Consider the following 23903-nt stretch of genomic DNA (forward strand, 5'->3'; position numbering starts at 1 on the left):
ACGTACGGGGGTCAGGATCGTCGGCGCAGGAGCTCTCGGACGCCCCTGATCGGTCGATCGATGAACTCGTAGAGGACGTCGCGGCGTGTCGGCGGCCGGCCGAGATGGTGCTCGAGGTGGGCCCGGTTGACGAGCGGGGCGCGGAGCGCGATCGCCACGCGACCGCCGAGCTTCGGCTCGGCCAGGATTCGTCCCCACCACTCGTCGAGGCGGCTGCCGCCCTCGGTCACGGCCTTCCAGAGCCGGAACTCGCGTGCCCCGCGATGCCGGTCGAGCCGGCCGAAGGCCGCGTCGAAGGCGAGGAGCGCGTCGAGGGTCTCGACCTCGTCCTCGATCGCCTTACGGCGTTCCGGCTCGAGGTCGGTCCACTCGCGTTGCAGCCCGGACGGCCGGCGCGACCTCGCCGCGTTGAGGATCGAGATGACCGCCTGGGAGGAGACATCCGGCACAGAACAGCGAACACGAGCGACGTCCACCGTGCCGCGGGAGGACCAGAGTCGCTCGAAGGCGTTCTCCGGGGCGAGGCCGATGCCCGGAAACGAGCGGTGGACGTCGAGGTATCCCCATGTGACGTGCACGTAGGTCTGCGCGTGGCCGAACGGCGAGCCGCCGGTGAACGTGCTGTAGACGCGCCAGCCGTGCGCACGGAGTGCGGCGTCGAGCTGGTCGACCTGATCCGGATGCACCATGACGTCGACGTCCGTGCCGGGCGCCGAACTCGACCGGATCGATCGGTCCTGTGTGTCGCCCTTGATGTGCAGCAGACGCACGCCGGTCTGCTCGGCGAGCGTCTGCACCGACGCCCTCGCCAGGTGCAGGCGGACGAGGTGCGGGACCGCCGGCTGCGAGGCGTCGACGTCAGGGGTCACGACCGGGCCCTCGCGTCGAAGAAGGAGGCTGCCGGCATCGCTAGGCCGACTCGGCCGCCGCGTGCGCCGACGAGCGCTTCCGGCTGCCACCCTTCACGTACTCCTGCACGTAGGCCGCGGAGGCGTACGGAGATGCGTCGCCGCCCTTCCGCGGCACCTTGTTCAGAACGAGCCCGAGCGCGCGACCGTTCGCCTTCTGAACGGCGTCGAGCGCCTTCTCGACGAAGTCGTAGTTGGTCTTCCCGACGCCGACGACGAGCAGGGCGCCGTCGGCCTGCTGCGTGAGCACGGCGCCGTCGGTCACCGCGAGCAGCGGCGGCGCATCGATGATCACGGTGGCGTGCTTCGCCAGGTCCTCCAGGAGCTGGCGCATTCGCGCGGAGCCGAGCACCTCGCTCGGGTTCGGCGGGATCGTCCCGGCCGCGAGCACGAGCAGGTGCGGGTCGTGCGGCGTCCGCTGGAGGACGTCGGCGACGGCCGCGCGCCCGGTCAGGACATCGCTCAGGCCGGCTCCGCCCGGCAGCTCGAGGTTGGTCGCCACCGTGGGACGGCGGAGGTCGCCGTCGACGAGCACGACCGGCTCGCCGCTCCGGGCCAGTGTCAGCGCCAGATTGCAGGCGATCGTCGACTTGCCGTCGCCAGGCAGCGGGCTGGAGACGACGATCTTCCGCGGCGGATTGTCGACGTCCATGAACCGGAGGTTCGTGCGCAGCGAACGCAGTGCTTCGGCGACCGGGAACGTGCGCTCTCCGGCGGTGTCGGCCAGGAGCTTGCTCGTGCCGGTGAGCGCGTTGGACGACGGGATCACGCCCATCACCGGGACGTGGAGCTTCGACTCGACGTCGTCGGTCGCCCTGACGCGACGATCGGATGCGGTGCGGATGAGGGCGAACGCGATGCCGGCGCCGAGCCCGAGGACCCCGCCGACGATGAGGGCCGTGCGGGTGTCCGGGAAGACCGGGACCGTCGGGATCGTGGCCGCTGCCGCGGAGTAGATGCTGATCTGGGTCGGGGAGTCGTCGCCGTCGACGACTGCGACGGTCGCCGCGAGGGCGTCGATCCACGCCTGAGCGAGGGCGGCGGCCTCCTCCGGGGTGTTCGCCTGCGCCGTGAATCGGATGATCGAGGTGCTCTGCGGATTCTCGACCGTGATCCTCGAGGCGACCGATGCGGGGCTCCCGCTGAGGCCCAGGTCGTCGATCACGCGCTGCGCGACCTCTTCCCACCCGGCCATGTCGAGAAGGGTCGGCACCTTCTGGCGGGCGGAGCTGTCGTCGTTCAGGAGCTGGCCGGCCTCGAACTCGGTCTTCGCCTGCACGACGCCGCTCGCGGTCGCCTCGTAGACCGGGGTCTGCAGGAGCGACCAGCCGTACGCGGTGCCGATGCCGAGCAGCGTCATGAGGACGATGGCCAGCCAATGGCGACGCAATCCGCGAAGGTAGTCGCGCAGCTCCATGCCGCCCCCTCGAGGTGTCAGCGTGCGTCGGCCGAGCGGCCGACGGCTCTATCGTAGGGCAGCGTCGACGACCGGCCACGTGGATCGGTCGGTGGAGCCAGTCCGGCCACGTCGGTGGTGGACGCGTCCGACGAGCGTTGCAGGGCCATGGCACCGAGGCAGATGCCGGCGATGACGAACGGTATCGAGGTCTGGACGCCCGCCCAGAACAGGTCGAACTGGGCCTGGACGATCCGGCTCAGGACCGCCGCGAGGGCGAGGGTGCCGTAGACCTTGTCGATCCGCCAGAGCACGACGGTGAATCCCACCCACATCGTCGCGAACGCGGCCAGACCGACCAGGCCGGCGGACGCGGCGACCTCTAGCTCGGCCTGCGGTGGTTGATATGGCAGCGTCGGATCGACGTACCAGAACCGCAGCCCGTGGCCGAAGATCGGGGCGTGCTTCCAGTACGCATAGACCTCGCGGAACCACTGCAGTCGCTGGAACGTCGAATTGTGCTGGTTCTGCGATTCGATCTGCTCGATGACCATCGACACGGTGAGCCAGATCGCCGGCACCGCGAGCGCCAGCAGCAGCCGCGATTGCCCGCCGCGGCGGAGGAGGATCACGAATGCAGCGACGACGAGCCCGATCCACGCCTGCCGTGACTGGCTCATCGCGATCGCGATGAGCAGGAGCCAGAGCGCCGGTCGCGTCAACCGCGTGGAGAGGCCGGCCCACGGAGGGTGCACGTAGGCGATCAACGCCACGAATGCGAGCGCCGTGCCGACGAAGTTCTTGTGCATCGGCCACGGGAAGTCCGGATAGACGGGGCCGAAATCGCCGCCGGCGTACTGGAACACTCCGGTGATGACCGTGCCCACGGCGAGAACGCACCCGGTGGCGATCATCGCGGTGAACGCCCACTTGGCATACCCGGCCCGCCCGATCGCCCAGCCGACCACGAGCGCGCCTGAGATGAGCAGCCAGGCATGGAACCACTCCACCGTGTTCTGCATGAACGGGTTCACGATCACGGTGAACAGCGTCGCGAACTGGTAGCCGAGGTTGAACCACAGCATCGTCCGGAGTTCGCGACTGTAGGGCCGATGGCCGAGGAGCACGGCCGTGCCGAACGCGGCGGCCAGCGCGACGTCGGAAGCCGAGACGTCGCCGCCGCCGAAACCGGCCCGTTGGGCGACGAAGAGCGCGGGCATCGCCATGAGCGCGATTGCGAGCGGCTTCGACGTGGTGACGACGACTCCGACGATGAGCGCTGCGATCGCGAAGCCCGTGACGAGTGCGCCCTCGCCGGCTCGGTCGAGGAGTACGTAGGTGGCGACCACCACGCCGACGGCGAGGAGCGACCAGCGCCAGAGACCCGCCCACCAGTCCGCGATGCGGTCGCGCCACCGGACCGGAGGCGCATCCCCGCGCATCAGGTCCCCTCCTCGACGAGCAGCCCACGGGCGACGAGGTCGTCGAGGAACGCGCCAACGTGGGAGGCGATCTCCTCGGACGGGCCGTCCACCTGGCGGACGACCCGGTCGACGAGGTCGTCGTGGCCACCTCGGGTCGCCTCCGTGAAGATCAGCGCGGCGACGCCCTCGAGGACGAGGATCGGCCCGTCGGGGAGCGGCGCGACGTAGATCGCACCGTCGGATGCCTCCAGGCCGACGTCCGCCGCGAGCACGTACCGCATCAGCCGCCGGCTGCCTCGCCGGGCGGACGCTCGCCGTGCAGGCTCTCGTAGATGTCGCCGATGAATGACACGATCGCCTGCTCACCCTGTGCGGGGCCGCCGGCGAGCAGTCCGTCGACGCCGAGCAGCACGGCCGCAGGCGTGCCCCAGTCCGCGATCGAGGCGCGCACGTTGCTGTCCCAGTCGTGCAGCGACTGCGGGTGCTCGACCTCGGTGAACTTGCTCTCCCCAGGCCCCGGCGCGACCAGCAGGCGGACGTCGAGCTCGGGCAGGAGCGCGCGGAACGAGGGCACGCGATCGAACACGGCCAGGCACGGCGCGCACGTCTCGGTGAGGGCGAGGAGCAGGATCGGCCGGGAACGCGAGAGCTTCCGCAGGTTCGCAGGAGTGCCGTCGCCAAGGATCACCGGGATGGCGGGCGTCCTCGTGCGGATGTAGTCGAGCGGCTCGTCGCCGGTCTCGGGGCCTGCGCTCACGGTCGCGCCCTCGTCGGCGCCGACCGGCTCTGGGCTGCGCCAGACGACGAGGACGGACGTGAAGGCGGCCGCGGCGAGCGCGACGATCCAGGCCCAATCGGTGCCGACGGCGACGAGCGCACCTCCGACGAGGGGCGCCGCCCAGACCGTCGCCGTCGCCACGAGAGCGAGGAACAGCAGCCACGCGTTGCGGAGCAGCGTCACCCCGGTGACCGGCGCCGACTCGCCGAAGCACGCGCACGTGGCATCCTCACCGGTCTGCCGCGCCGTCGACCAGGCCCGGCCGACGAGCCAGGTGTAGACGGCCATCAGCACGGCGCAGGCGAACGCGGCGAGCGAACCGACCAGGCCCCCGAGGACGGCCAGCGCGACGCCGAGCACGAGCTCGCCCCATGGATGGAGGCGCAGCAGCCATCCTCGGCGGAAGACCTCGGGCACGCCGAGCTGCGCCCACCCGGCGAGGTCGTCGGGTCGGCGGAGCTTGCCCACGGCGCTGGCGATCATGACTGCGGCGAGGATGAGCGCAGGGGCGGCGATGAGAGCGGTCGGCACGGGATGATCCTACCGAGGCGCCCCGTATACACTCAGTCTTTCGCGGGTCCGGTCGGGGCTCGGCCGCATGACGAGGGAACGATGGCGACACGGGCACGGGGTGAGGGGCTCTTCTCCCAGTTGCGGCGACTGCTCGAATACGCGGGTGCGCACCCCACCGCGTGGGTCGCGTCGACCGTCATGGCCTCGCTCGTGCTCGCCGCACTCGACACGCTCGGCGTCGCCGCGATGGTTCCGCTCACGCAGCTGATCGGCGGGGCCGACACGCAGTCCGGCGCGCTCGCGGTGATCTCGGACATCTTCGGCACGAGCGAACCGACCGTGCTCATCCCGATCGTCGCCGCCACGGTCGCGGTGCTGTTCGTCGTGAAGAGCGTCGCGTCGCTCATCTTCCGGTGGTGGTTGCTGGGTCGCACGACGCGCGTCTCGGCCGACGCCGCCTCCGCCCTCCTCCGGGGCTACGTGCTCGCCCCGTACGCGGCGCATCGCGCTCGCCGACTGCGCGAGATCTACCGGAGCGTGAACGACGCCGTCACCCAGGCCACTTCAGTCCTGCTCGCGGTCGTCAGCATCTGCACCGACCTGGCGGTGCTGATCGCGATCACCGTCGTGCTGGCGATCACCGATCCTGTCGTGACCATCGTCACCGTGGCCGTGTTCGGGCTCTTCGTGGTCGGCCTGCAGCGCCTCCTGCGTCGCACGCAGACCCGCCTCGGCGAGGAGTCGGCCGAACTGAGCCTCGAGGCATGGCAGTACCTGCTGCCGAGTCTCGACGGCTTCCGAGAGGCTCGCCTCAGCTCGCGCGGAGAAGACTTCGTTGCCGGCTACCGGAGGGCGAGGTTGCACGGAGCGCGTGTCGGTCGCGACATGGGGCTCATCGGGGACATTCCGCGATACACGCTCGAGATCGGCTTCGTGGTCGCGATCGCAGGCATCTCCGCGTATCTGTTCAGCGTCGGAACCCCGGCGGAGGCGCTCGTCGTCCTCGGCGTGTTCGCTGCCGCGGCGCTCCGCGCGCTCCCCACCCTCACACGGGTGTCGTCGAACATCGCCACGCTGCGGACGGGGCAGGCGGGTCTGCGCATCTTCCTCGCGTCGGCCGACGAGGTGCGTGACGGTGGACAGCATGACGAGCAGCCACGCGACGAGACCCGCTATCGGGGCGACCTCGTCCTCGAGGGCGTCCAGTTCCGCTACCCCGACGCGGACGAGCCGGTGCTCGACGGACTGTCGCTCCGGATCCCGCAGAACACCACGATCGCGTTCGTGGGGTCGAGTGGGGCGGGGAAGAGCACCCTCATCGACCTGGTGCTCGGGTTGCTGCAGCCGACCCGGGGGTCGATCGAGTGCGGCGGCCGGCCCATCGCCGACGACCTCGCCGCCTGGTATGCCGGGCTGGGCGTCGTGCCGCAGGACGTGTTCCTCTTCAACGACACGGTGGCGGCGAACGTGTCGTTCGAGGTCGAACCCGACCGCATCGACCTCGACCGCGTACGCGAGGCGCTCGCGATGGCGCAGCTCGAGGACATGGTGGGGGCGATGCCCGACGGGGTGCACACGGTCGTCGGCGAACGCGGGGTCCGCCTCTCGGGGGGTCAGCGCCAGCGGCTGGGGATCGCGCGTGCGCTCTATCGTCGCCCGAACGTGCTGGTGCTCGACGAGGCGACCTCGGCGCTCGACAATGCGACCGAGCACCAGATCTCAGAGACGCTTGCGAAGCTGGGCGGCACCATGACGATCCTGATCGTGGCGCACCGGTTGTCGACCGTTCGGCACGCTGAGACGCTGGTGTTCCTCAAGGACGGTCGCATCGAGGCGCAGGGGGCCTTCGATCAGGTCCGCGCGGCGAACGCCGAGTTCGCCAGGCTCGTCGAACTCGGTCGGCTCGACTGACCGACCGACGGATCAGCGGATCAGGCTCCGAGACCGGGCCCCCCGACGGCGAGGACGTCTCGCAGCCTCCGCCAAGCCCACGCCCAGTCGTGCGCGATCGCCCAGTCGCGACCAGCACGGCCGACCCGCTGACGCAACCCGGGATCGTCGAGCAGCCGTCGCAGCGCAGCGGCGAGTTCGACCGGGTCGTCCGGCGCGACGAGCAGCCCGGCGGGTCCGGCGGCCTCCGGTATGCCGCCCACTCGGCTCGCCACGACGGGGATTCCGGTCGCGAGCCCCTCACCGATGGTCAGCCCGCTCGGCTCGGCCCATCGTGAGGGGACGCAGAGCACGTCGGCGGTGCGCAGCAGCGCGGGCAAGGCGGTTCGATCGACGAACGGGCGGAACTGAAAGCGGGGGCCGGCTGTCGCCGCGAGCGCGCGCAGTTCGGACTCGTACTCCGTGAGTGCGGCGCCAGGGTCGAAGCCCGCGCTGCCGACGACGACCACCTCGAGCTCGGACGGCCCGAATCCGGACACGGCCCGCACGAGCGTGTCGACGCCCTTCGCCGGCACGATGCGGCCGACGAACATCACCCGCATCGGGCGCTCCTCCGAGCTCGCCGCGCCGGGGGTGAACCTGGCGACGTCGACGGCATTCCCCACGACGTGCACCTTCGCCTCGTTCCCACGTCCGACCAGGTCCCGGGTGCGCGCGGCGAGGTCTGCGCTGACGCACACGATCGCGTGGGCCGGGGCGAGCGCCCGGGCCGCCTCGCGACGGGAGTAGGTGCGCAGCAACTCGTTGTGCGCGTAGAGCACGACCCGATGGTCGGTGTGGCGCAGCAGCCACGGCAACTGCGGCGCGTTGTGGGCGAGCACGGTCGACGGCGGCTCCGAACCGAGCGCGGCGACGAGGGGGCGGAAGTAGGCGGCTGTGCCGAGCCGGGGCAATCCGAGTCGACCGAGAGCCGGATCGAGGTAACTGCGCGCCTTCGCCGAGACATGGCGGCCGGAGTACTCGATGACGTCGGCGCTGTCGTACCGGGGTTCGAACGTCGAGCGCTCGACGACGACGGCGTGCCGTTCGTCGCCGCACGCGATCGCCGCCCGCGCGAGGCCGTCGACCACGGTCGGGATCGCGGATCCGGTGCGTGGGGAGAAGTGATCCCACGGCGTGATCGTGTGGATGACTCGGGTCATGTCGTGACGACGCGCACCAGCGACGCGCTGCCACCCTTCATGCGGACAGTCTAGGGTCGGCGCCCGGCGGTCGGCACGCGGCGCCCGGCGTCGGCCGGCAGGTCGCGTCGGGCGCGGACCGCCCCAGTGGGTGATGCGACCGTCGGCGTCGGTAGGCTCTCCCCGTGCGCGTAGGCGATTCCCTCAAGGCGGTCCAACGTCGCTGGAACGCGCTCCAGAGTCGCAACCCGGTCACCCTTTGGACGCATCGCACCTGGGCCGATCTCACGAGCAGGTTGTCTCCGTCGGACTTCTGGTACGGCCGCTACCCCCACACGTTCCTCGAGCGACGCCCGCCGGAGATGCACGAGTCGGCGTCGGACGTGCCCGAGGTCATCTGGTGCTTCTGGACGGGCACCAACCCGCTGACGTCGAACCGTGCCGAGTGCCTCGCCCAGATGCGGGAGATCAACCCGGGCACACCGGTCGAGCTGATCACGCCGGATCGACTCCCGAGCTTCGTCCTGCCGGCGCATCCGCTCCCCGCCGCATACGACGATCTCTCGCTCGTCCACAGGTCCGACTACCTGCGTGCGTACTTCCTTCATCACTACGGGGGCGGGTACTCCGACATCAAGCAGCTGAGGGAGCCGTGGCGTCCCGCGATGGACCGGTTGCGGGACTCGGACGCGTGGCTGCTGGGGCCCCCGCTGACCGATCCTGCGTGGGCCGGTCAGGCTCCCGAGCGCCTCGGGGGGCACCTCCGCCGGTATTACCGGCGCATCGCATCCGAGAGCACCCTCATCGCGAAGCCCCATTCACCGCTCACGGCGGAGTGGCTCCGCGAGGTCGACCGGCGGCTCGACTACTTCGCGCCGGCCCTGGCGGAATCAGGCGGCGGCATCTGGGGCCAGGAGCCCGACTACCCGATCACCTGGACTGGGCTGCTCGCCGACGTGCTCCACCCGCTGTGCCTGAAGTACGGCGATCGGGTCCTCCTCGACGAGTCGGTCGCCTGGGACGAGGACGCCGCCTACCGGTAGTCGAATGCGGACGCACGTCATCCGCCCGGGGCGGTCGCGCGATCCAGGGCGTCGAGCAGCGGAGCGCTCGCGACCGGGTCCACCTTCCGGCAGAACGGCGCCCTCGACGCGACCACGGCCTCCAGGTCGTCCAATGTCCAGGTCGTCGGCTCGTCGCGCGCGACGTCCCAGTTCGTGTGGGTGACCGGTGGGAGCGGGGCAGGCGGGCTCCGCCATGCGAGCGGCGTGACCAAGGCGGATTCGTCCGGGATGATCGTTCGTCGATACAGGCGCCGCAGCCGCGATCCGCGGGCGAGGTCCGTGTCCAGCAGTCGATCCAGTTCCGGCCTGCGCAGCGCGAGCCACTGGCTGCCGTACCAGCAGGGCCTGTCCGGGCTGAAGGGCGAGGGGATGCGGCGCAGGCCCCAGTGGACGCCTCGCCCCCGTGTGACGGTGCGGACGCTGAGCAGTGGTTCCGTCCGCAGTGCCACGGCGTCGCGCACGCGGCGCAGGAACCCACCGACCCGCCCGGCTGGATGGAGGCCGACCACGGCCGCGGGAGTGCGGAACCACCGGTAGTCGTAGCGCGTGAGCGTGTCGGAACCGGTTCCGCGTCGGCGGCCCCACCGTGGCGTGTACCGGAGCGGCTCGGCCGCACCGATCCAGCCGTCGGCGGCCATCGCCTCGTCCTCCCAGCCCTCGAGCGGGCGGACCGGGTAGTCCTGACCCGAGATGAGGCAGACGAGGTCCGGATCGGTCCGCTCGCGAGCAGCGGCCAGGGCGCCGAGCATGGCCTCGACCAGCGCCCATGAGCCCCAATCCGCCGGATGTCCGTGCTCGACGATCTCGATGCGCTCGTCGGGGTCGTGGCTCGGGAACACCTCGCGTCGGGCGTCGTGCGCGATATGGACCCTCGCGTTCGGACTCGATGCGAGGATCGCCCGAGCCAGCCGACTGACCTGTGGCCAGTCCCTGTGGCTGAGGATCACGTAGCACACCCGAGGCCGCCGGCCGGCCGCGAGCGGAGTTTCACCTGAGTCCACCCCGCCAGCATAGGATCGACGGGCGCGTGGGCGATCGCGCAGGCAACCGGAGCCGAAGCATTCCGGGCGGGCGGAGCTGGGCAGCATGGACGAGGCACTTCGGCTCAGCGTGTGCGTCGTCACCTATGAGCGGGAGGCGTTCCTCGAGCGGTGCCTGGCAGCGTTGGCGGAGGAGCTGGACGCGGCCGCCGAGGTCGTGGTGGTGGATGCCTCCAAGGAGGATCATTCGCGCGCGGCGCGCGCGGTCATGCCCTCGGCGACGTACGTGCACGCTCCCGAGCTGGCCGGATGGATGACCCGGTCTCGCAACGAGGCCCTTCGCCACGTCCGCGGCGAGCTCGTCGCCTTCCTCGACGACGACGTCGTCGTGCGACCGGGATGGCAGTCCGCCCTCGAGGCGGCCTTCGCGGTCGATGGAGTCGCAGCGGTCGCCGGACGCACCTGCAACGGACAGCCCGGAGAGGAGCGGTACGACCGTGAGATCGGTCGCCTCCTGCCCGACGGCACGCTCACAGACGGGTTCGCCGCGGAGAGTTCGGACCTCGTCGACGTCGACCACGGCATCGGTGCGAACATGTCGTTCCGCCGGTCGGTCCTCGCCGAGCTCGGCGGGTTCCGCGACGATTACCCCGGCACCGCGCTCCGCGAGGACACCGACATGTTCCTCCGGGTGCGAGCACTCGGTGCCCGTTCCGTGTTCGCGCCCGCGGCGGTCGTCGACCATCGGCCGGCCCCGCACGTGCGCGGCGCCCGGTTCGACACGCGCTACAAGCTGTACGGCCGGCGCAACCACATGGTCCTGCTGGCCCGCGAAGCCGGCATCGGCTCGCGCACGCTGTGGAACTGGGTCGGAGGCCAGTTCCGGAACGTCGGCACCGCCAACGGACTGCGCGGGCGAGCCATGCGCCTGGCGGTGACGATCGTCGGGATCGCCTGGGGCGCCGGCGCGATGCTGAAGGACGCACGGTGGCGGCCCACGCCGCCGCGGCGCACGGACCGGACGGGCGACGAGCTGCGCCGCATCCTCGGTGGCGTTCCCGCCTGAGCCCGCCCTTGGCTACTCCTCGAGGATCCGCAGCAGCGCCGATGCGGTCGCCGACCAGGTGAACTCGCCCGCTCGTTCCGCGGCGGCGCGCTTCATCGACGTGAGCAGATCGCGATCCCGCACCCAGCGCTCGAGCACGGCGGCGACCTGATCGGGGGCATCGGCGTCGACGAGCGCTCCGGCATCGCCGACCGCCTCGGGAATGCCGCCCTTCCGCGCGGCGATGATCGCGCAGCCGGAAGCCATGGCCTCGAGGCTGGTCAGCCCGAACGGCTCGTCGACGCGCGAGAGCACGCAGGCCACGTCGTGCTGCCGGATCTGCTCGGCGAGTTCCTCGTGGGGCATCCAGCCGAGCATCCTCCCGTCGGCGGCCTCCATCGCGTCGCGCACGCGGTCGGCGTACGCGCGAGCATCCTCGGCGCTGTACCCGAACGTCCGCACCGCGCCGATGAGGGTGATCTCGACCGGGAGGCCCGCTTGCCGTAGTCGTTCCACGGCCGCGGCGGCGATCTCGTGGCCCTTGTTGGGATCGATCCGCCCGTGGGTGATGACGCGCACGGGGTCGCGGGCCTCGAGGTAGTCGGACCGCGGGTGGAACCGTTCGTGGTCGACGCCGCTGTGGATCACGGTGATCGACGTGGACGGAAGGTACCGTTCCCTGGTCCAGTCGACGACGGCCTGACTCACGGCGACGACCGCGACGCGGTCCGAGAGCGACGCGAACGGTCGGGTCTCGGCGCCCTCGAGCCTGTTGTGCAGCCAGAGCACGGTGCGCCGAGACAGGCCCGCCTCGGCCAATCGGTCGGCGGTACCCGGATCGTTCGCCACCACGATGGCGTCGATGGGGTCCGAGACGGCACGGAGGGCGCGCATCACGCCGCGCAGGTACGGACCGTAGTCGTGCCACGTCCATCCCATCAGGCGGGCGTGGGCGGTGTTCACCTTGCGCAGGAGCGTCGGCATCGGGTGCGCCGAGCCGTGTCTGAGTCGGACGACGTCCCCTTCGGCGAAGACCTCGTTCCCGTCGTCGGGCGCGATGATCGTGACCGTGTGCCCCGAGCGCTGCAGCTCACCCGCGAGGTGCCGCGTGATGGTCGCGATGGCACCGGCCCATTGGGCGCTGTAGTACTCGCCGAGGGGAAGGACGAAGGCGAGGTGCACGGCTCAGACCGCTGAGGCGTCGCGGATCCCCGCGGCGTTCGCGAGTCCGTCCCACGTCCTGGCCCACGTGAGCGATTCCGCCCGTCGGCGTGCGCGCGCGCCCCACGATGCCCTCGCCTCCGGGTCGCGGATGAGTCCGTCGAGGACGTCGGCGAGCGCCCCCGCGTCATCGCGGGGGAAGAGGAGCCCGGCGTCCGAGATCAGCTCGGGCGTACCGCCGGTGGCGCTGCCGACCACCGCCTGGCCGCTCGCGAGGCCCTCGAGGATCGTCAGCGCGCAGGGCTCGTCCCAGCGCGACGGCGTCACGTGGATGTCGCTCGCTGCGAGTGCGCCGGCGATCCGGTTGCGGTCCAGGTGTCCGGTGCGCACCACCTCGATGCCCTGATCCTCGAGATCGGCGATGCGTGCATTCAGGCGGTCGAAGTACGGATTGCCCGCCGAGAATCCGAAGTTCGTGTCGCCGACGATCTGGAGCCGGAACCGGGTACCGCGTTCGGCGACGCGGACGCAGGCATCCGCGAGGATGTCGGGCGCCTTCTCGACGGAGAGCCGACCGACGAAGCCCACGGTCGGGATCGGCGAGGTCCGCTCGGTGCCGAACTGCTCGGTGTCGACGCCGTTGAGCACCGTCGACACGGTGAACGGACGCAGCTTGTAGACCTGCTCGATCGCACGCGCGACGTACGCGCTGACCGCGACCGAGCGGAGCCGGCGGTCGCGTGCGTACTGGCGACGGAACCGATCGCTCGCCATCTCCAGGTTGTGGAACCAGTGCACGACCTGCACGGACGGGAGGCGTCGGCTGAGGAAGACCGCGACCTCGGGATCGTTGTTCACGATCGCGACCTGCGGGCGGAGCCGCTTGAGCTCGGCCAGCACGTCGTGTGCATAGACCCACTGGTCGGGAGCTCGCCAGCCGGTCAGCCGGCGGCGGATCCGAAGCAGCTTGGCCGGCAGAGGCGACGGCCACTTGATGCCACGCACGAATCGCAGCTCGGGCCACTCGTACTCGTCGACGCCGATGGCCTTGCGCGTGATCACCGGGCAGTCGTAGCCCTGCGCGAGCGCCACGCGACCCACGTTGAGGACGCAGGTCGCGATGGCGCCGCTCACGACGGGCGTGAACGTCTCGCGACTGTTGTTGACGAACACGATCGTCGGCTTGCGCGCCATATGGTCGTCGCTCCCTATGCGTCACTACTCCGGCACCGACGCCTACAGTAGTGCAGGCTTGGAACCGCCCGACCACGTCGTCGTTCCCCGACCCCGGCGGGCGGCCCGGCGACTCGACGACTACGGTGTTCACCAATGCAGGATTCGGGCCGACCCGGTGTCGGGGAGCTGATCCGGCGATGAGCGGGCACACGGTCGGCATCGCCACGATCGACGATGACGGGAACTTCGGCAACCGACTGCAGAACTACGCCCTGCAGTGCGCCCTGCGGGAGCTCGGATGGCAGCCGGAGACGATCAGGAACAGGTCGGGACCGTGGCCGCGATCGACGCTGCTACCTCGGCTCCTGCATCAGCTCGCCTCCGAGCCGCGCAGTCTCGCCCGACGGGTCCGGCAGCGGCTGATCCCTGAGACAGACCTCGGCCCGCCCTTCGCCGGCGTGCGGCGCGATGCGATCGCGGACTTCGCTCGGTCCTTGACGGCGCGTTCGGTCGAGGCGTTCGATCACTCTGCACCGGGCGGTTGGGCGGACCGCTACGACAAGGTCGTCGCGGGTTCCGACCAGGTCTGGAATCCCGCCTATCGTCGAGCGGGCGGCTTCGACTTCCTCACGTTCGCGCCACCCGCCAAGCGCATCGCCTATGCGGCGAGCTTCGGAACTCCGACCATCCCGCGCTACCTCCGCTCGCGCTACGCCGAATGGATCGCCGCCATCCCGCACGTCTCGGTGCGCGAGCCGCGCGGTTCCGAGCTCATCGAGGAGCTCACCGGTCGGACCGTGCCGGTCGTCGTCGACCCCACCGTCCTGGTCGATCGAAGCGTCTGGGACGACCTGATCATCGACGCGGAGGTTCCGTCTGAGCCGTACGGCGTCCAGTTCCTCCTCGGGCGGCCCGAAAGCCAGGAGTGGTTGTCGTCGCAACGCGTCGATGTTCCGCTCATCGACCTGAACGACCTCTCAATGGCCGCGTCGGCGCGACTGGACCCGCGTGGGTTCGTCGCGGCGATCGCTCACGCCGAAGTCGTCGTGACCGACTCCTTCCATGCGGCCGTGTTCGCGATGCGGTACCGCAGGCCGTTGCTGGCGCGACGCCGCCATGCCACCGATGATCGCGTGCAGTCCCTGCTGGCCCTGCACGGCGTGCCGTCGAGCGCCGATCGATCGGGAGGGATCGGCTTCGATGCCCGCTTCGACTGGGCGCAGGCCGAGGTGTCCGTCGAGCGTGCACGCGTCGACTCGACGGCCTTCCTGAGCGGTGCGCTGAACGAGACGCCGCAGTGAGCGACTGCCAGTAGGACCGATGCACCGTCAGGCCGGGCGAATCCGATCCAGCACTCGCTCCATCGCCGCCGCTCGCGCACTCCAGTCGACCACGGGCCCGTCGATGCCGTCGGGGAACCGCCAACGAGCAGGCAACGACGCCGACACTGCATCCGTGAAGTGCTCCCCGCTCGCGACCGTGACGCGCGGATCCTCGACGTCGCGGAACCCGGCGACGGGCGTCGAGACGACGGGCCGTCCGACGGCCTGGTACTCGTAGAGCTTGATCGGGTCGAGGCTGTCGGTGAAGGTCGTCACGACGTGCGGCACCACGAGCACGTCGGCGTGCTGCAGGTAGCCGACGACCTGGTCGCGCGGACGTGATCCGAGCAGCACGACGCCGGCGTCGCGCAGGAGAGCGCGCTCGGTCGCCGTCAACGCGTCCGGGCCGACGAGCACGAGCGAGGCATCCGGTCCGATGGCGCGCGCGGTGGCCGCGCAGAGCGCGACGTCGAGGCGATCGCGGTGCAGCGTGCCGAGGTAGAGGGCGACGGGGCCGGCCGGCAGGTCGCCCGGCCTCGGCATCGGCCGGCGGTAGGCGGCGGCATCGACCGCGTTGGGGATCAGGGTCACCTCGCGAACCGTCGACTTGCGGCGCACCAGCTCGGGCGAGCACACGACGACCTCGCGGGCGAGCCGCATGAGTGCCGCTTCGCTCGCGGCCAGGCGCACCAGCTCGGCGGAGGGGCGGTCGGCGGCCAGCCAGTCGTCGGTGACGTCGTAGAGCGTGGGCCATCCGGACCGCTCGGCGAGGATCGCCATGCCGGGGTCGTTGATCCAGAGCAGCGGATGCCGCATGCCGAGCCGTTCGGCCGCGCGCCTGATGCCGTGGGCGAGTCGGTCGTCGGCGCGGGGGTCCAGCCGGCGGGGCAGCCGCTTCGTCAGTTGCAGTCGGTGCAGGCGGCCCGGTGCGACGCCGTCGATCTCGCCCAGTCCGGTCCCGACGCGCGGGCGGCGTTTCGACCGGAGGTCGTGCGTCGGGTCTGCGGGTGGTTCGACGAACAGGACGCGCAGCGCCGGGTCGCGTTCGAGCAGGCCGGCGACGAGGTGCTGGTTGCGCCGCCAGACCTGATCCCAGCCCTCGAGCGAGACGACGATGAGATCGGGCATGCGGCTCCGTCCGCGGAGGGGGTGACGATTCAGGGTAGCCGACGCCGGCGCGCCGAACTCGGGCGACCGGGGCGGCGATATCGTGGTGCCGGGAGGACCGATGCGCATCGTGCAGATCGTGCCGTTCATCGGCCCGGGGAGTGGGGTCGCCGGCGTCGCCTGGAACCTCGATCGCGAGTTCCGAGCCCTGGACGTCGAGGTGGAGAACGTCACGATGGCGTCGGTGGCGCATGGGCTCCGGCAGGTGCGCGTGCGTGGGTGGCGGACTGCGCGCATCGCGACGACGCAGCGGATGATCTGGTTCAGCGTGGTCGGCACCCGGCGTGCCAAGGCGTTTCTCGCGGAGCGCCCCGATGCGATCTCCATCTGCCACAACAACGCGATGGTCGGAGACGTCTACGTCAACCACGGAGTACTGCACGCCGCGATGCGGGCACGTGGAAATGCGACGATGCGGATCCTGCGCGACCCGACTCACGTCTTCACGCACCTTCGCGACCTGTTCCGCTACCGCTCGGGCATCCACCGCCGCATCGTCGTGCTCAGCGAACCCGAGATCGAGGTGCTTCGGCGCGCCTACGGGCGGGTGCGTCCGCCGTGCACGGTGATCCCGAACGGGGTCGACCTCGAACGCTTCCAGCCCCCCTCGGTCTCCGAGCGCCGAGAAGCGCGGGAACGCCTCAACCTGAACGATGAGGCCAGGGTCGCCGTGTTCGTGGGGCACGAATTCGACCGCAAGGGCCTGCCGATCGCCCTCGAGGCGCTGGCGTCGGCGCCGACCGTGCTGCTCATGGTGATCGGCGGCAACGCCCGGCTGATCGGCGACGCGCAGTCGCGTGCCGTGCGACTCGGGGTCGCGGATCGCGTGCTCTTCGTCGGGTCGCAGGGCGACGTTCGATCCTTCCTTGCCGCGGCGGACATGTTCCTGCTGCCGAGCTTCTACGAGTCGAGCGGGCTCGTCTTCCTCGAAGCCCTCGCAAGTGGCCTGCCTGTGGTCGCGACGCGGGTCGGGGTGGCTGCCGAGCTCGTCCGTGACGGCGAGAACGGCTACCTGGTCGAGCGGGATCCGGAAGAGATCGCCGACCGACTGGAGCGCCTCGCGGCCGAAGATCTCGTCCCGTGGCGGAAGCGCGCCCGGGAGAGCGTCATGGGGTGGAGTTGGGCGGACGTCGCACGACGGTACCTCGACCTCGCCGAGCAGATCGCTGCCGAGCGGGACGCGGCCGCGCGGGACGTCTGAAGCCGCGGGGCGGCAGGACTGCTCACGCCGGGACGGCTCGGCGCAGCACGCGCCGGTACACGCGTTCGGTACCGGCGGCCTGTGCCGGCAGCGAGAAGCGGCGTTGCTGCAACGAGCGCATCACGACGCCGAGCGCGGAGCGGGCGTCATCGTCGTCGGCCAGCCGTCGCAGGCGCCCCGCGGCGTCCTCGATGTCGTCGGGGTTGAAGAGACAACGATCTTCGAGCCCTTCGAAGACGTCGAGGTGGCCGGCGGCGCCCGCCGCCACGACCGGCAGCCCACCCGCCATCGCCTCGATCACCGTCAGGCCGAGTCCCTCGATCGGGCACGGTGCGATGAGCAGACCGGCGCGATCCATGACGTCGGGCAGGTCGGCGCGGTAGCCGAGGAATCGCACGGCGTGCCCGATGCCGAGATCGTGCGCCGATCGCTCGAGGGCGGCCTGTTCGGGCCCCTGCCCGGCGATCTCCAGGCGCCATCCGTCGTCTGCGAGTCCGGCGGCGGCGAACGCGCGGATGCCGATGTGCCCGTGCTTCTCGGGCTGCAATCGCTGGGCCATGAGCACGGTTCGTGCTCGAAGCGAGCCGTCGCGCATCGGTCGCGCCTCCACGCCGGAGTGCACCACCGTGCTCTCGCCGTCGATCGCCGCCGCGACCGCGCGGCTGATCGAGATCTGCGCGTCGACGAACGGCCGGACCAGCAGGCTCACGGGAACCGGACCGACCCGTCCGTGCGGCTTGGCGAAGTGACGGGTGGCGACTACCGCCGGGCGTCGCGCATGACCGGCGAGTCCCGCCGCCACACCGAGCTCGGCGGCGGTCATGTGCGTGTTGACGACGTCGGATCCTGACGCGAGTCGACGGACCGCGCGCGCCACATCCTGAGTGCGGGTCGCGGCGGTGTGGGGAACTCCGATCGGGTCGAGGGCGTCGCGCATCGGCTGAACGGCGCCGCCGATCACCGCGACGTCGTGCCCGTCGGCGCGCTGCTGGCGTGCGAGGCGGAGGACGAACCGCTCGACGCCGGAGAACCCGTCGGAACGGATCGCGTGCAGGATGCGCAACGTCGCGCTCACCGGGTCCGCCGCTGCCCGCGAAGGTCCGAGAGCAGGTCGAGGTACCGGTCGGCGATCGCCGGCCAGCCGTGGTCCTCGGCCGTGCGACGGGATCGCTCGTGCCACTCGGAGAGATCGCGCTGCGAGAGGTCGTGGAGGCGTGCGCCGATCTGCGCGGGGTCGAGTCCGACGAGGTGCCCGTTCTCGCCGTCGACGACGAGTTCCGGCGCGAACCCCACCCGGGTGGCGACGACGGGGAGTCCGCAGGCGAGCGCCTCGAGGAAGACGAGCCCGCTCGACTCGTAGTGGCTGGGCAGGACGAACACGTCGGCGGCGTGATAGTAGGGCACGACGTCCGATCGGCGCCCGACGAAGGCGATCCGTTCGACCACTCCGTGACGGCGGGCGACCTCTTCCGCCTGTCGGATCATGGCGGCCGTGCCGCCGACCACGACGAGCCCGACACCGGGGGCCCGGACGAGCGCCTCCATGACGAGCGGCAGCCCTTTCCGCTCGAACTCGTGGCCGACGAACACGGCGAGCATGAGGTGGTCGGGCAGTCCGATCTCGGCGCGCGCGGCGGAGCGCTCCTCCGAGGTGGGAGGCCTGAACACCTCGGTGTCGACCCCGTTCGGGATCACGCGGATGGGGGGACGCACACGGCCGTAGGTCGACACGAGCAGCTCCGCCTCGTGTTCGGTGAGGGCGACCACGGCGCGGTGGGCCCTCCCGCGGTACCGCAGGCGGTCGCGCGCCGCGGTGAACAGGTGCACGGGATTGCGCACCATCCGCCAGAAGTAATTCCCCCGTGCCCGCATCGCGACCTGGAGCAGGCCGTGGTTGACGTAGACGTCGCCCGCGAGCACGTCGTTGTGGCAGATGCTGACCGCGTCCGGTCGCTCGGCGAGGAAGCGCTTCGCCCTGGCGGTGCCGACCGTGCTGAACCAGATCACGTTCCTGGCTCGGTCGAGGTGCGTGCCGATCGTCGACCTCCGGCTGTCGCGAGGGGCCCGACCCGCCGTCGCGGCGGTGAAGCGCTCGACGTTCGCGCCCCTGGCTCGGAACTCGCGCTCGAGGTTGAATGCCACTCCCTCGACTCCGCTCCCGCGGGTGATGGCCGGTGCGATCTGCACGATGTGGAGTGGCGTGGTCGCGGTGGCGTCGACCCGGATCGCGTCGCCAGGCAGGGCTCCGGGCAACTCGGAGGCGTTCGACGCCTCGGATGCTGCAGCCACGTCTCTCCCTGGGCCTCACGATCGCACGGCGCCTCGCCTCGCCGGAACTCAGCAGCAACCTTATCCCGATCGGCCCCGCGGGCCCGGTGCGCGGAGTGCAGCCCGTATGCTCGGTTGTCGTGCAGGACAGCGCTGGCGATCGCTCCCGACGTGCTCCGGCGTTGCTCACGATCGCGACCGTCGCGACCGAGGCGCCGATGGGCGCGTCGGTCTACCAGGAGCGCATCGCCGAGCGCGCGGCCGGGGCGCTCGGCGTCGGCTGGACGGTCCGCAGGGCGGTCTTCCGCTCGATGAGCTCCTCCCTCCCGGGCAACCGCCGCCTTCCGTTCGGCCCGGTCACGAAGGCCTCCCCGGCGATCCGGCGGCAGCTGGGCCGCCTCCTGTACTCCGGCGACACCCTCACGCACCGGATGAACCTCGAGTTGCCCCCGGCGCCGGACGGCGATGTCATCACCCTGCACGACGTCGTCGCATGGAAGTTCCCCGACGAGTCGCCGCCGGTCGCGGCAGCGGCCGAGGAGGCCCGACGAGCGCACGCCGTGATCTGCGTGTCGGAGTTCAGCGCGAACGAGGCGATCGAGTTCCTCGGCATCAGTGACCCGCACGTCGTGCACAACGGCATCGACGACGCCTTCTTCGATGCTGCGCCCCTGAGCGAGGCGCAGCGAGCCGAGCTGCGACTGCCCGAGCGCTACGTGCTGCACGCCGGCGGCGCATCGAACCGGAAGAACCTCCCGGCGCTCGCCGAGGCGTGGCCGCGCGTGCATCGGGAACGCCCGGACCTCACGCTCGTGCTGAGCGGGCCCGCCCACCCGGCGCGCACCGCGCTCTTCGAGGGGATGCCCGGGACTCGGCTGCTGGGCCGCGTCGCCGACGGTCTCGTCCCGGGGCTCGTCGCCGGAGCGGCGGCCGTCGTCGTCCCCTCGCTCTACGAGGGGTTCGGGCTGCCGGTGCTCGAGGCCATGGCCGCCAACGTGCCGGTCGTCGCCGCCCGTACGAGCAGCCTCCCCGAGGTCGCCGGCGACGCCGCCGTGCTCGTCGACCCCACCGGTCCGGGCGTCGCCGACGGGCTCCTCGCCGTCACCCGCGACGACCCGGCGATCGCCGCGCTCGTGGCCGCCGGGCGTTCCCGGGCCGCCGGGTTCACGTGGGACGCTTCAGCGCGCGGGCATGCGGACGTCTGGCGCTCGCTCGCCTGATCGGCGTCGAGGTCCCGCGAGCTCGTAGCGCGCGCGATACGCCGTGGCGACGCCCGGCCAGCTGAACTCGGGCACTCGGGCGTGACCCGTGCGCGCGAGCCGGGTGCGGAGTTCGGCGTCGTCGTGGATCCGGCGCAGGGCGTCCGCGAGGGCGCCGCGATCGAGGGGGTCGACGAGGAGCCCGTCGACGCCGTCGTGCACGAACTCCGGCCCTCCCCCTCGATTGGTCATGATGAGGGCGGCGCGGGCGCGCCAGGCCTCGAGGGCGACGATGCCGAACGGCTCGAGTCGACTCGGAACCGCAACCGCGATCGACCGCTGCATCACGTCGTCGACCTGCGCGGGGTCGAGGCGGCCGAGGAGTTCGGCCCGTCCGCCGAGGCCGAGGTCGGTGATCCGTCGCTCGATCGTGCCGCGCTCGGGTCCGTCGCCGCCGATGAGCAGTCGCGTGTCGTCGGGCAGCCCGGCATCGGCGAAGGCGTCGAGCAGCAGGTCGAAGCCCTTCAGGGGTCCGAGGCGGCCGACCGCGGCGAAGTACGCCCGAGGGTCGTCCAGGGTGCTGAGCCGGTGCGCCGGGTCGGGGCGTCCGACGGTCGTCGCGACCCCGTTCGGGACCACGCTGCCGCCGACCAGGCCGTACGACGTGCGCAGTTCGTCGAGCACCCACTCCGACGGTGCGGTGACGAAGCGCGCGCGTGCGATCGCGGCGCGAAGCGCACGCCGAAGCAGGGCCGACCGCGCGAACGCGCCTCGATCGTCGGCCGAGGTCTCGCCGTGCGAGGTCACCGCGATCGGCAGTCGCCAGAGTCGGCCGAGCACGAGCGCGTAGACGCCGTTCGGTCCGAAGCAGTGGACGTGGAGGAGCTCGGGCCGGAACGACCGTCGGGCCCGCGACCATGCGAGCCAGGCCGAGGGCACGGCGCGGACCAGGGACAGCAGCGAGCGGAAGTTGCGGGCCGGCAACGGCGTCGGCAGGTATCGCACGACGATGCCGTCGACGTCGCGAGTCCCGAGATGCTCGCCCCGGTCGACCGACCACACCTCGACCACGGTGTCGGCCCGCTGCGAGAGTTCGTGCGCGACCTGACGGACGTGCTCCTCGACGCCGCCGAAATGCGGGGCGTACGACGACGTGACGAGCGCGATCCGGCGCACGGTGGCGCCGGGCTCGCTGCGCGAGGCGTCCGGGCGCCGGAACCGCGCCTCGACGCGGACGGGGCCGAGGCGGTAGATCGCCGCCCGCCGTCGCGCGGCGCGGCCGCGCTCGCCGGGGAGGACGACCGAGCGCACGGTCGCGCCGAGCCATTGCCCGGCACGGGCCCACTGCCAGCCGACCGCGCCGAAGTGCTTGCGGAGGAAGCGCTCCTGCGACGCGTGGAAGTGCGCTTCGCGCCGCCGCGGATCGCCGCCCGTCCCGGCGCCGACGTGCACGGCGTGGGCCTCGGGCACCACGGCGTGTCGCCAGCCGAGCCGATGCGCGCGGTAGGCCCAGTCGGCTTCCTCGGCGTAGAGGAAGTAGCGCTCGTCGAACCATCCGACCTGGTCGAGCGCCTCCGCCCGGAGCAGCATGACGGAGCCGATCACGTAGGACGGGTCGCGGCGGAGCCGCGCGAACCCGACGGCCTCGAGCCAGGTCCCCGCCGGCGACGGCAGCCACCACTCGACGCGCGCCTCGTGGCCCTGCTCGTCGACCTGGGCGGGGCCGACGCTCGCGAGATCGGGGCGCGCGCGGAGCGCGCGGTGCAGCCGCTCGACGTCGTCGGGCGAGATCTCGGCGTCGGGGTTCAGCAGCAGCACGTCGGCGCCGGGCGCGATCCGGTTCGCGAGGCCGTGGTTCACGCCGGCCGCGAAGCCGCCGTTGCGGCCGGGGTCGAGGTAGCGCACGCCGAGCTCGTCGCACAGCTCGCGGATGGCCGGCAGGGAGGAGTTGTCGACGACCGTGACCGGGAGGCCCGCGACCGGCTCGAGCGCGCGACGCAGCAGCTCGGGGGCGCCGTAGGCGACGACGATGATCTCGAGCGTGGGCGTCGGCTCGGGGGCGACGGATGCCTCGTGCACGATCGAACGGTACAGGTCGAGGTAGTCGCGCCCGACCGCACCCCAGCTGCACTCCTCCGCGCGTGCGAACCCGGAGGCCCGCAGCGCCGCGGCGCCGGGACCGGACGCGGCGGCGAGTGCCTCGGCGAGCGCGCCCGCGTCGCCCGCGGGGACGACCAGCCCCGCGCCGCCGACCACGTCGGGCAGGGCGCCGGCATCGCTCGACACGACCGGAACGCCGCACGCCATCGCCTCGATGGCCACGCGGCCGAACTGCTCGGTCCACGACGGCGTCGGCAGCGACGGGACCGCGAGCACGTCGAAGGACCGCAGCACCTCGGGGATGTCAGCGGGGTCGGCCGCGCCGACGAGCTCGACGCGGTCGCCGACGCCGACGGACGCCGCGCGCGCGAGCAGCTCGGGCGCCAGCGGGCCGGTTCCGACGACGCGCAGGCGAAGGCGCGGTTCGCGGGCGAGCGCATCGAGCAGCACGAGCAGGCCCTTCTCGGGCACGAGTCGGCCGACGAAGCCCACGGTGATCGGGGCGGCCGGGTCGCCGGGCTCGGGCGCTGCGGCGTCCCCTGGCCCCGGAGCATCCGCCGCACTGAACCGCTCGAGGTCGACGCCCAGCGGGATGACCCGCGCGCGGCCGACGAAGCCCTTGTCCTCCGCGATGCGCGCCGCCTCGGTATTGCACGCCGAGATGCCGGATGCGGCGCGGAGCGCCCGCCGCTCGAGCCAGCGGAACGGGATCGGGTAGCGCTTGCGCAGGTTCTGCGCGGTGTAGAGCACCACCGGCGTGCGCCGCGCGCGCCTGCGCAGCGCTCGCAGGAGCAGGATCTCGGCGGTCGCGAGCGCGAACGGCTCCTCGTGGACGTCGATGACGTCGAACTCGCCCCCGAGCGCGCGCCACAGCGGCAGCGGGTCGTAGACGAAGAGCGCCGGATGCCGGCCGAACGTGCGCACGCCGCGCACGTGCTCGTCGGGTCGGGCCTGCAGCGCGACCGGAGCGCCCCCGGCGTGCCACCGTCGAGCGCTGTACAGCTCGACGTCGACTCCGAGCGCGGCGAGCGCGCGCTCGCGACCGCGCCACTCGTCGACGACGGCGCTGTGCGAGACCCTGAGTACGCGCACCGCACCCCCCTCTAGAATCCTTTGCAGAAACCTTATCC

General features: G+C 71.6%; 19 protein-coding genes. 6 read left to right on the forward strand and 13 right to left on the reverse strand.

Annotated features, from left to right (window positions below; translation table 11 throughout):
- Nucleotides 1-11: 11 nt before the first annotated feature.
- The 5 genes from ACSJD1_RS01120 to ACSJD1_RS01140 are packed head-to-tail and all read right to left on the reverse strand — an operon-like array spanning nt 12 to nt 5037.
- Nucleotides 12-869: a hypothetical protein gene (locus ACSJD1_RS01120; RefSeq protein WP_438853473.1), complete on the reverse strand. Its 858-nt coding sequence runs from the start codon at nt 867-869 to the stop codon at nt 12-14.
- A gap of 40 nt (nt 870-909) precedes the next feature.
- Nucleotides 910-2325, reverse strand: coding sequence for a tyrosine-protein kinase domain-containing protein (locus tag ACSJD1_RS01125; RefSeq protein WP_438853474.1), 1416 nt, complete (start codon nt 2323-2325; stop codon nt 910-912).
- Between the two features lie 17 nt (nt 2326-2342).
- Complete coding sequence (locus tag ACSJD1_RS01130) at nt 2343-3746, reverse strand: O-antigen ligase family protein (RefSeq protein WP_438853475.1); 1404 nt, start codon at nt 3744-3746, stop codon at nt 2343-2345.
- Nucleotides 3746-4009: a PqqD family peptide modification chaperone gene (locus ACSJD1_RS01135; protein ID WP_438853476.1), complete on the reverse strand. Its 264-nt coding sequence runs from the start codon at nt 4007-4009 to the stop codon at nt 3746-3748. The genes ACSJD1_RS01130 and ACSJD1_RS01135 overlap by 1 nt, the downstream gene beginning before the upstream one ends.
- Complete coding sequence (locus ACSJD1_RS01140) at nt 4009-5037, reverse strand: MauE/DoxX family redox-associated membrane protein (RefSeq protein ID WP_438853477.1); 1029 nt, start codon at nt 5035-5037, stop codon at nt 4009-4011. Before ACSJD1_RS01140 ends, ACSJD1_RS01135 begins: the two co-directional genes overlap by 1 nt.
- 81 nt (nt 5038-5118) lie before the next feature.
- On the opposite strand from ACSJD1_RS01140, the gene ACSJD1_RS01145 reads away from it, so the two are divergent.
- Nucleotides 5119-6930, forward strand: a complete 1812-nt coding sequence (locus ACSJD1_RS01145) for an ABC transporter ATP-binding protein (protein WP_438853478.1) — start codon at nt 5119-5121, stop codon at nt 6928-6930.
- A gap of 20 nt (nt 6931-6950) precedes the next feature.
- Here the strand turns inward: ACSJD1_RS01145 and ACSJD1_RS01150 are convergent, their stop codons facing one another.
- Nucleotides 6951-8111: a glycosyltransferase family 4 protein gene (locus ACSJD1_RS01150; RefSeq protein WP_438853479.1), complete on the reverse strand. Its 1161-nt coding sequence runs from the start codon at nt 8109-8111 to the stop codon at nt 6951-6953.
- Between the two features lie 164 nt (nt 8112-8275).
- Here ACSJD1_RS01150 and ACSJD1_RS01155 point away from each other — a divergent pair, with 164 nt between their 5' ends.
- On the forward strand, nt 8276-9133 hold the full coding sequence (locus tag ACSJD1_RS01155) for a glycosyltransferase family 32 protein (protein ID WP_438853480.1): 858 nt from the start codon (nt 8276-8278) through the stop codon (nt 9131-9133).
- A 17-nt stretch (nt 9134-9150) separates the two neighbouring features.
- On the opposite strand, the gene ACSJD1_RS01160 is transcribed toward ACSJD1_RS01155, so the two are convergent.
- On the reverse strand, nt 9151-10155 hold the full coding sequence (locus ACSJD1_RS01160) for a hypothetical protein (RefSeq protein ID WP_438853481.1): 1005 nt from the start codon (nt 10153-10155) through the stop codon (nt 9151-9153).
- A gap of 85 nt (nt 10156-10240) precedes the next feature.
- Between ACSJD1_RS01160 and ACSJD1_RS01165 the strand changes: the two genes are divergently transcribed.
- On the forward strand, nt 10241-11200 hold the full coding sequence (locus tag ACSJD1_RS01165) for a glycosyltransferase family 2 protein (RefSeq protein ID WP_438853482.1): 960 nt from the start codon (nt 10241-10243) through the stop codon (nt 11198-11200).
- 12 nt (nt 11201-11212) lie between these two features.
- On the opposite strand, the gene ACSJD1_RS01170 is transcribed toward ACSJD1_RS01165, so the two are convergent.
- Nucleotides 11213-12361 (reverse strand): glycosyltransferase family 4 protein, encoded by a 1149-nt coding sequence (locus tag ACSJD1_RS01170; protein ID WP_438853483.1) that lies wholly within the window; start codon nt 12359-12361, stop codon nt 11213-11215.
- 3 nt (nt 12362-12364) lie between these two features.
- Nucleotides 12365-13534: a glycosyltransferase family 4 protein gene (locus tag ACSJD1_RS01175; RefSeq protein WP_438853484.1), complete on the reverse strand. Its 1170-nt coding sequence runs from the start codon at nt 13532-13534 to the stop codon at nt 12365-12367.
- A 179-nt stretch (nt 13535-13713) separates the two neighbouring features.
- On the opposite strand from ACSJD1_RS01175, the gene ACSJD1_RS01180 reads away from it, so the two are divergent.
- Entirely contained in the window at nt 13714-14817 is a 1104-nt protein-coding gene (locus ACSJD1_RS01180; RefSeq protein WP_438853485.1) for a polysaccharide pyruvyl transferase family protein, read from the forward strand.
- Between the two features lie 27 nt (nt 14818-14844).
- On the opposite strand, the gene ACSJD1_RS01185 is transcribed toward ACSJD1_RS01180, so the two are convergent.
- Nucleotides 14845-15966, reverse strand: a complete 1122-nt coding sequence (locus tag ACSJD1_RS01185; protein WP_438853486.1) for a glycosyltransferase — start codon at nt 15964-15966, stop codon at nt 14845-14847.
- 100 nt (nt 15967-16066) lie between these two features.
- Here ACSJD1_RS01185 and ACSJD1_RS01190 point away from each other — a divergent pair, with 100 nt between their 5' ends.
- Nucleotides 16067-17206 (forward strand): glycosyltransferase family 4 protein, encoded by a 1140-nt coding sequence (locus ACSJD1_RS01190; protein ID WP_438853487.1) that lies wholly within the window; start codon nt 16067-16069, stop codon nt 17204-17206.
- Nucleotides 17207-17228: 22 nt separating this feature from the next.
- On the opposite strand, the gene ACSJD1_RS01195 is transcribed toward ACSJD1_RS01190, so the two are convergent.
- Both ACSJD1_RS01195 and ACSJD1_RS01200 read right to left on the reverse strand, forming a co-directional pair.
- Complete coding sequence (locus ACSJD1_RS01195; protein ID WP_438853488.1) at nt 17229-18281, reverse strand: glycosyltransferase family 4 protein; 1053 nt, start codon at nt 18279-18281, stop codon at nt 17229-17231.
- Nucleotides 18278-19495, reverse strand: a complete 1218-nt coding sequence (locus tag ACSJD1_RS01200; protein ID WP_438853489.1) for a glycosyltransferase — start codon at nt 19493-19495, stop codon at nt 18278-18280. Before ACSJD1_RS01200 ends, ACSJD1_RS01195 begins: the two co-directional genes overlap by 4 nt.
- A 119-nt stretch (nt 19496-19614) precedes the next feature.
- Between ACSJD1_RS01200 and ACSJD1_RS01205 the strand changes: the two genes are divergently transcribed.
- The gene (locus ACSJD1_RS01205; RefSeq protein WP_438853490.1) at nt 19615-20694 is read left to right on the forward strand and encodes a glycosyltransferase family 4 protein; all 1080 of its coding nucleotides are present in this window, start codon (nt 19615-19617) and stop codon (nt 20692-20694) included.
- On the opposite strand, the gene ACSJD1_RS01210 is transcribed toward ACSJD1_RS01205, so the two are convergent.
- On the reverse strand, nt 20653-23865 hold the full coding sequence (locus tag ACSJD1_RS01210) for a glycosyltransferase (RefSeq protein WP_438853491.1): 3213 nt from the start codon (nt 23863-23865) through the stop codon (nt 20653-20655). The two genes, ACSJD1_RS01205 and ACSJD1_RS01210, sit on opposite strands and share 42 nt — an antisense overlap.
- Between the last annotated feature and the right edge of the window lie 38 nt (nt 23866-23903).

Origin of the sequence: Agromyces excoecariae, from assembly GCF_051715505.1 — a bacterium.
Taxonomy (GTDB): domain Bacteria; phylum Actinomycetota; class Actinomycetes; order Actinomycetales; family Microbacteriaceae; genus Agromyces.

Bases quoted from the DNA above. Each gene is read 5' to 3' on its own strand.
- ACSJD1_RS01125 (WP_438853474.1), bottom strand. From the start codon at position 2,325: ATGGAGCTGCGCGACTACCTTCGCGGATTGCGTCGCCATTGGCTGGCC.
- ACSJD1_RS01130 (WP_438853475.1), bottom strand. From the start codon at position 3,746: ATGCGCGGGGATGCGCCTCCGGTCCGGTGGCGCGACCGCATCGCGGAC.
- ACSJD1_RS01135 (WP_438853476.1), bottom strand. From the start codon at position 4,009: ATGCGGTACGTGCTCGCGGCGGACGTCGGCCTGGAGGCATCCGACGGT.
- ACSJD1_RS01145 (WP_438853478.1), top strand. From the start codon at position 5,119: ATGGCGACACGGGCACGGGGTGAGGGGCTCTTCTCCCAGTTGCGGCGA.
- ACSJD1_RS01150 (WP_438853479.1), bottom strand. From the start codon at position 8,111: ATGACCCGAGTCATCCACACGATCACGCCGTGGGATCACTTCTCCCCA.
- ACSJD1_RS01165 (WP_438853482.1), top strand. From the start codon at position 10,241: ATGGACGAGGCACTTCGGCTCAGCGTGTGCGTCGTCACCTATGAGCGG.
- ACSJD1_RS01175 (WP_438853484.1), bottom strand. From the start codon at position 13,534: ATGGCGCGCAAGCCGACGATCGTGTTCGTCAACAACAGTCGCGAGACG.
- ACSJD1_RS01180 (WP_438853485.1), top strand. From the start codon at position 13,714: ATGAGCGGGCACACGGTCGGCATCGCCACGATCGACGATGACGGGAAC.
- ACSJD1_RS01185 (WP_438853486.1), bottom strand. From the start codon at position 15,966: ATGCCCGATCTCATCGTCGTCTCGCTCGAGGGCTGGGATCAGGTCTGG.
- ACSJD1_RS01190 (WP_438853487.1), top strand. From the start codon at position 16,067: ATGCGCATCGTGCAGATCGTGCCGTTCATCGGCCCGGGGAGTGGGGTC.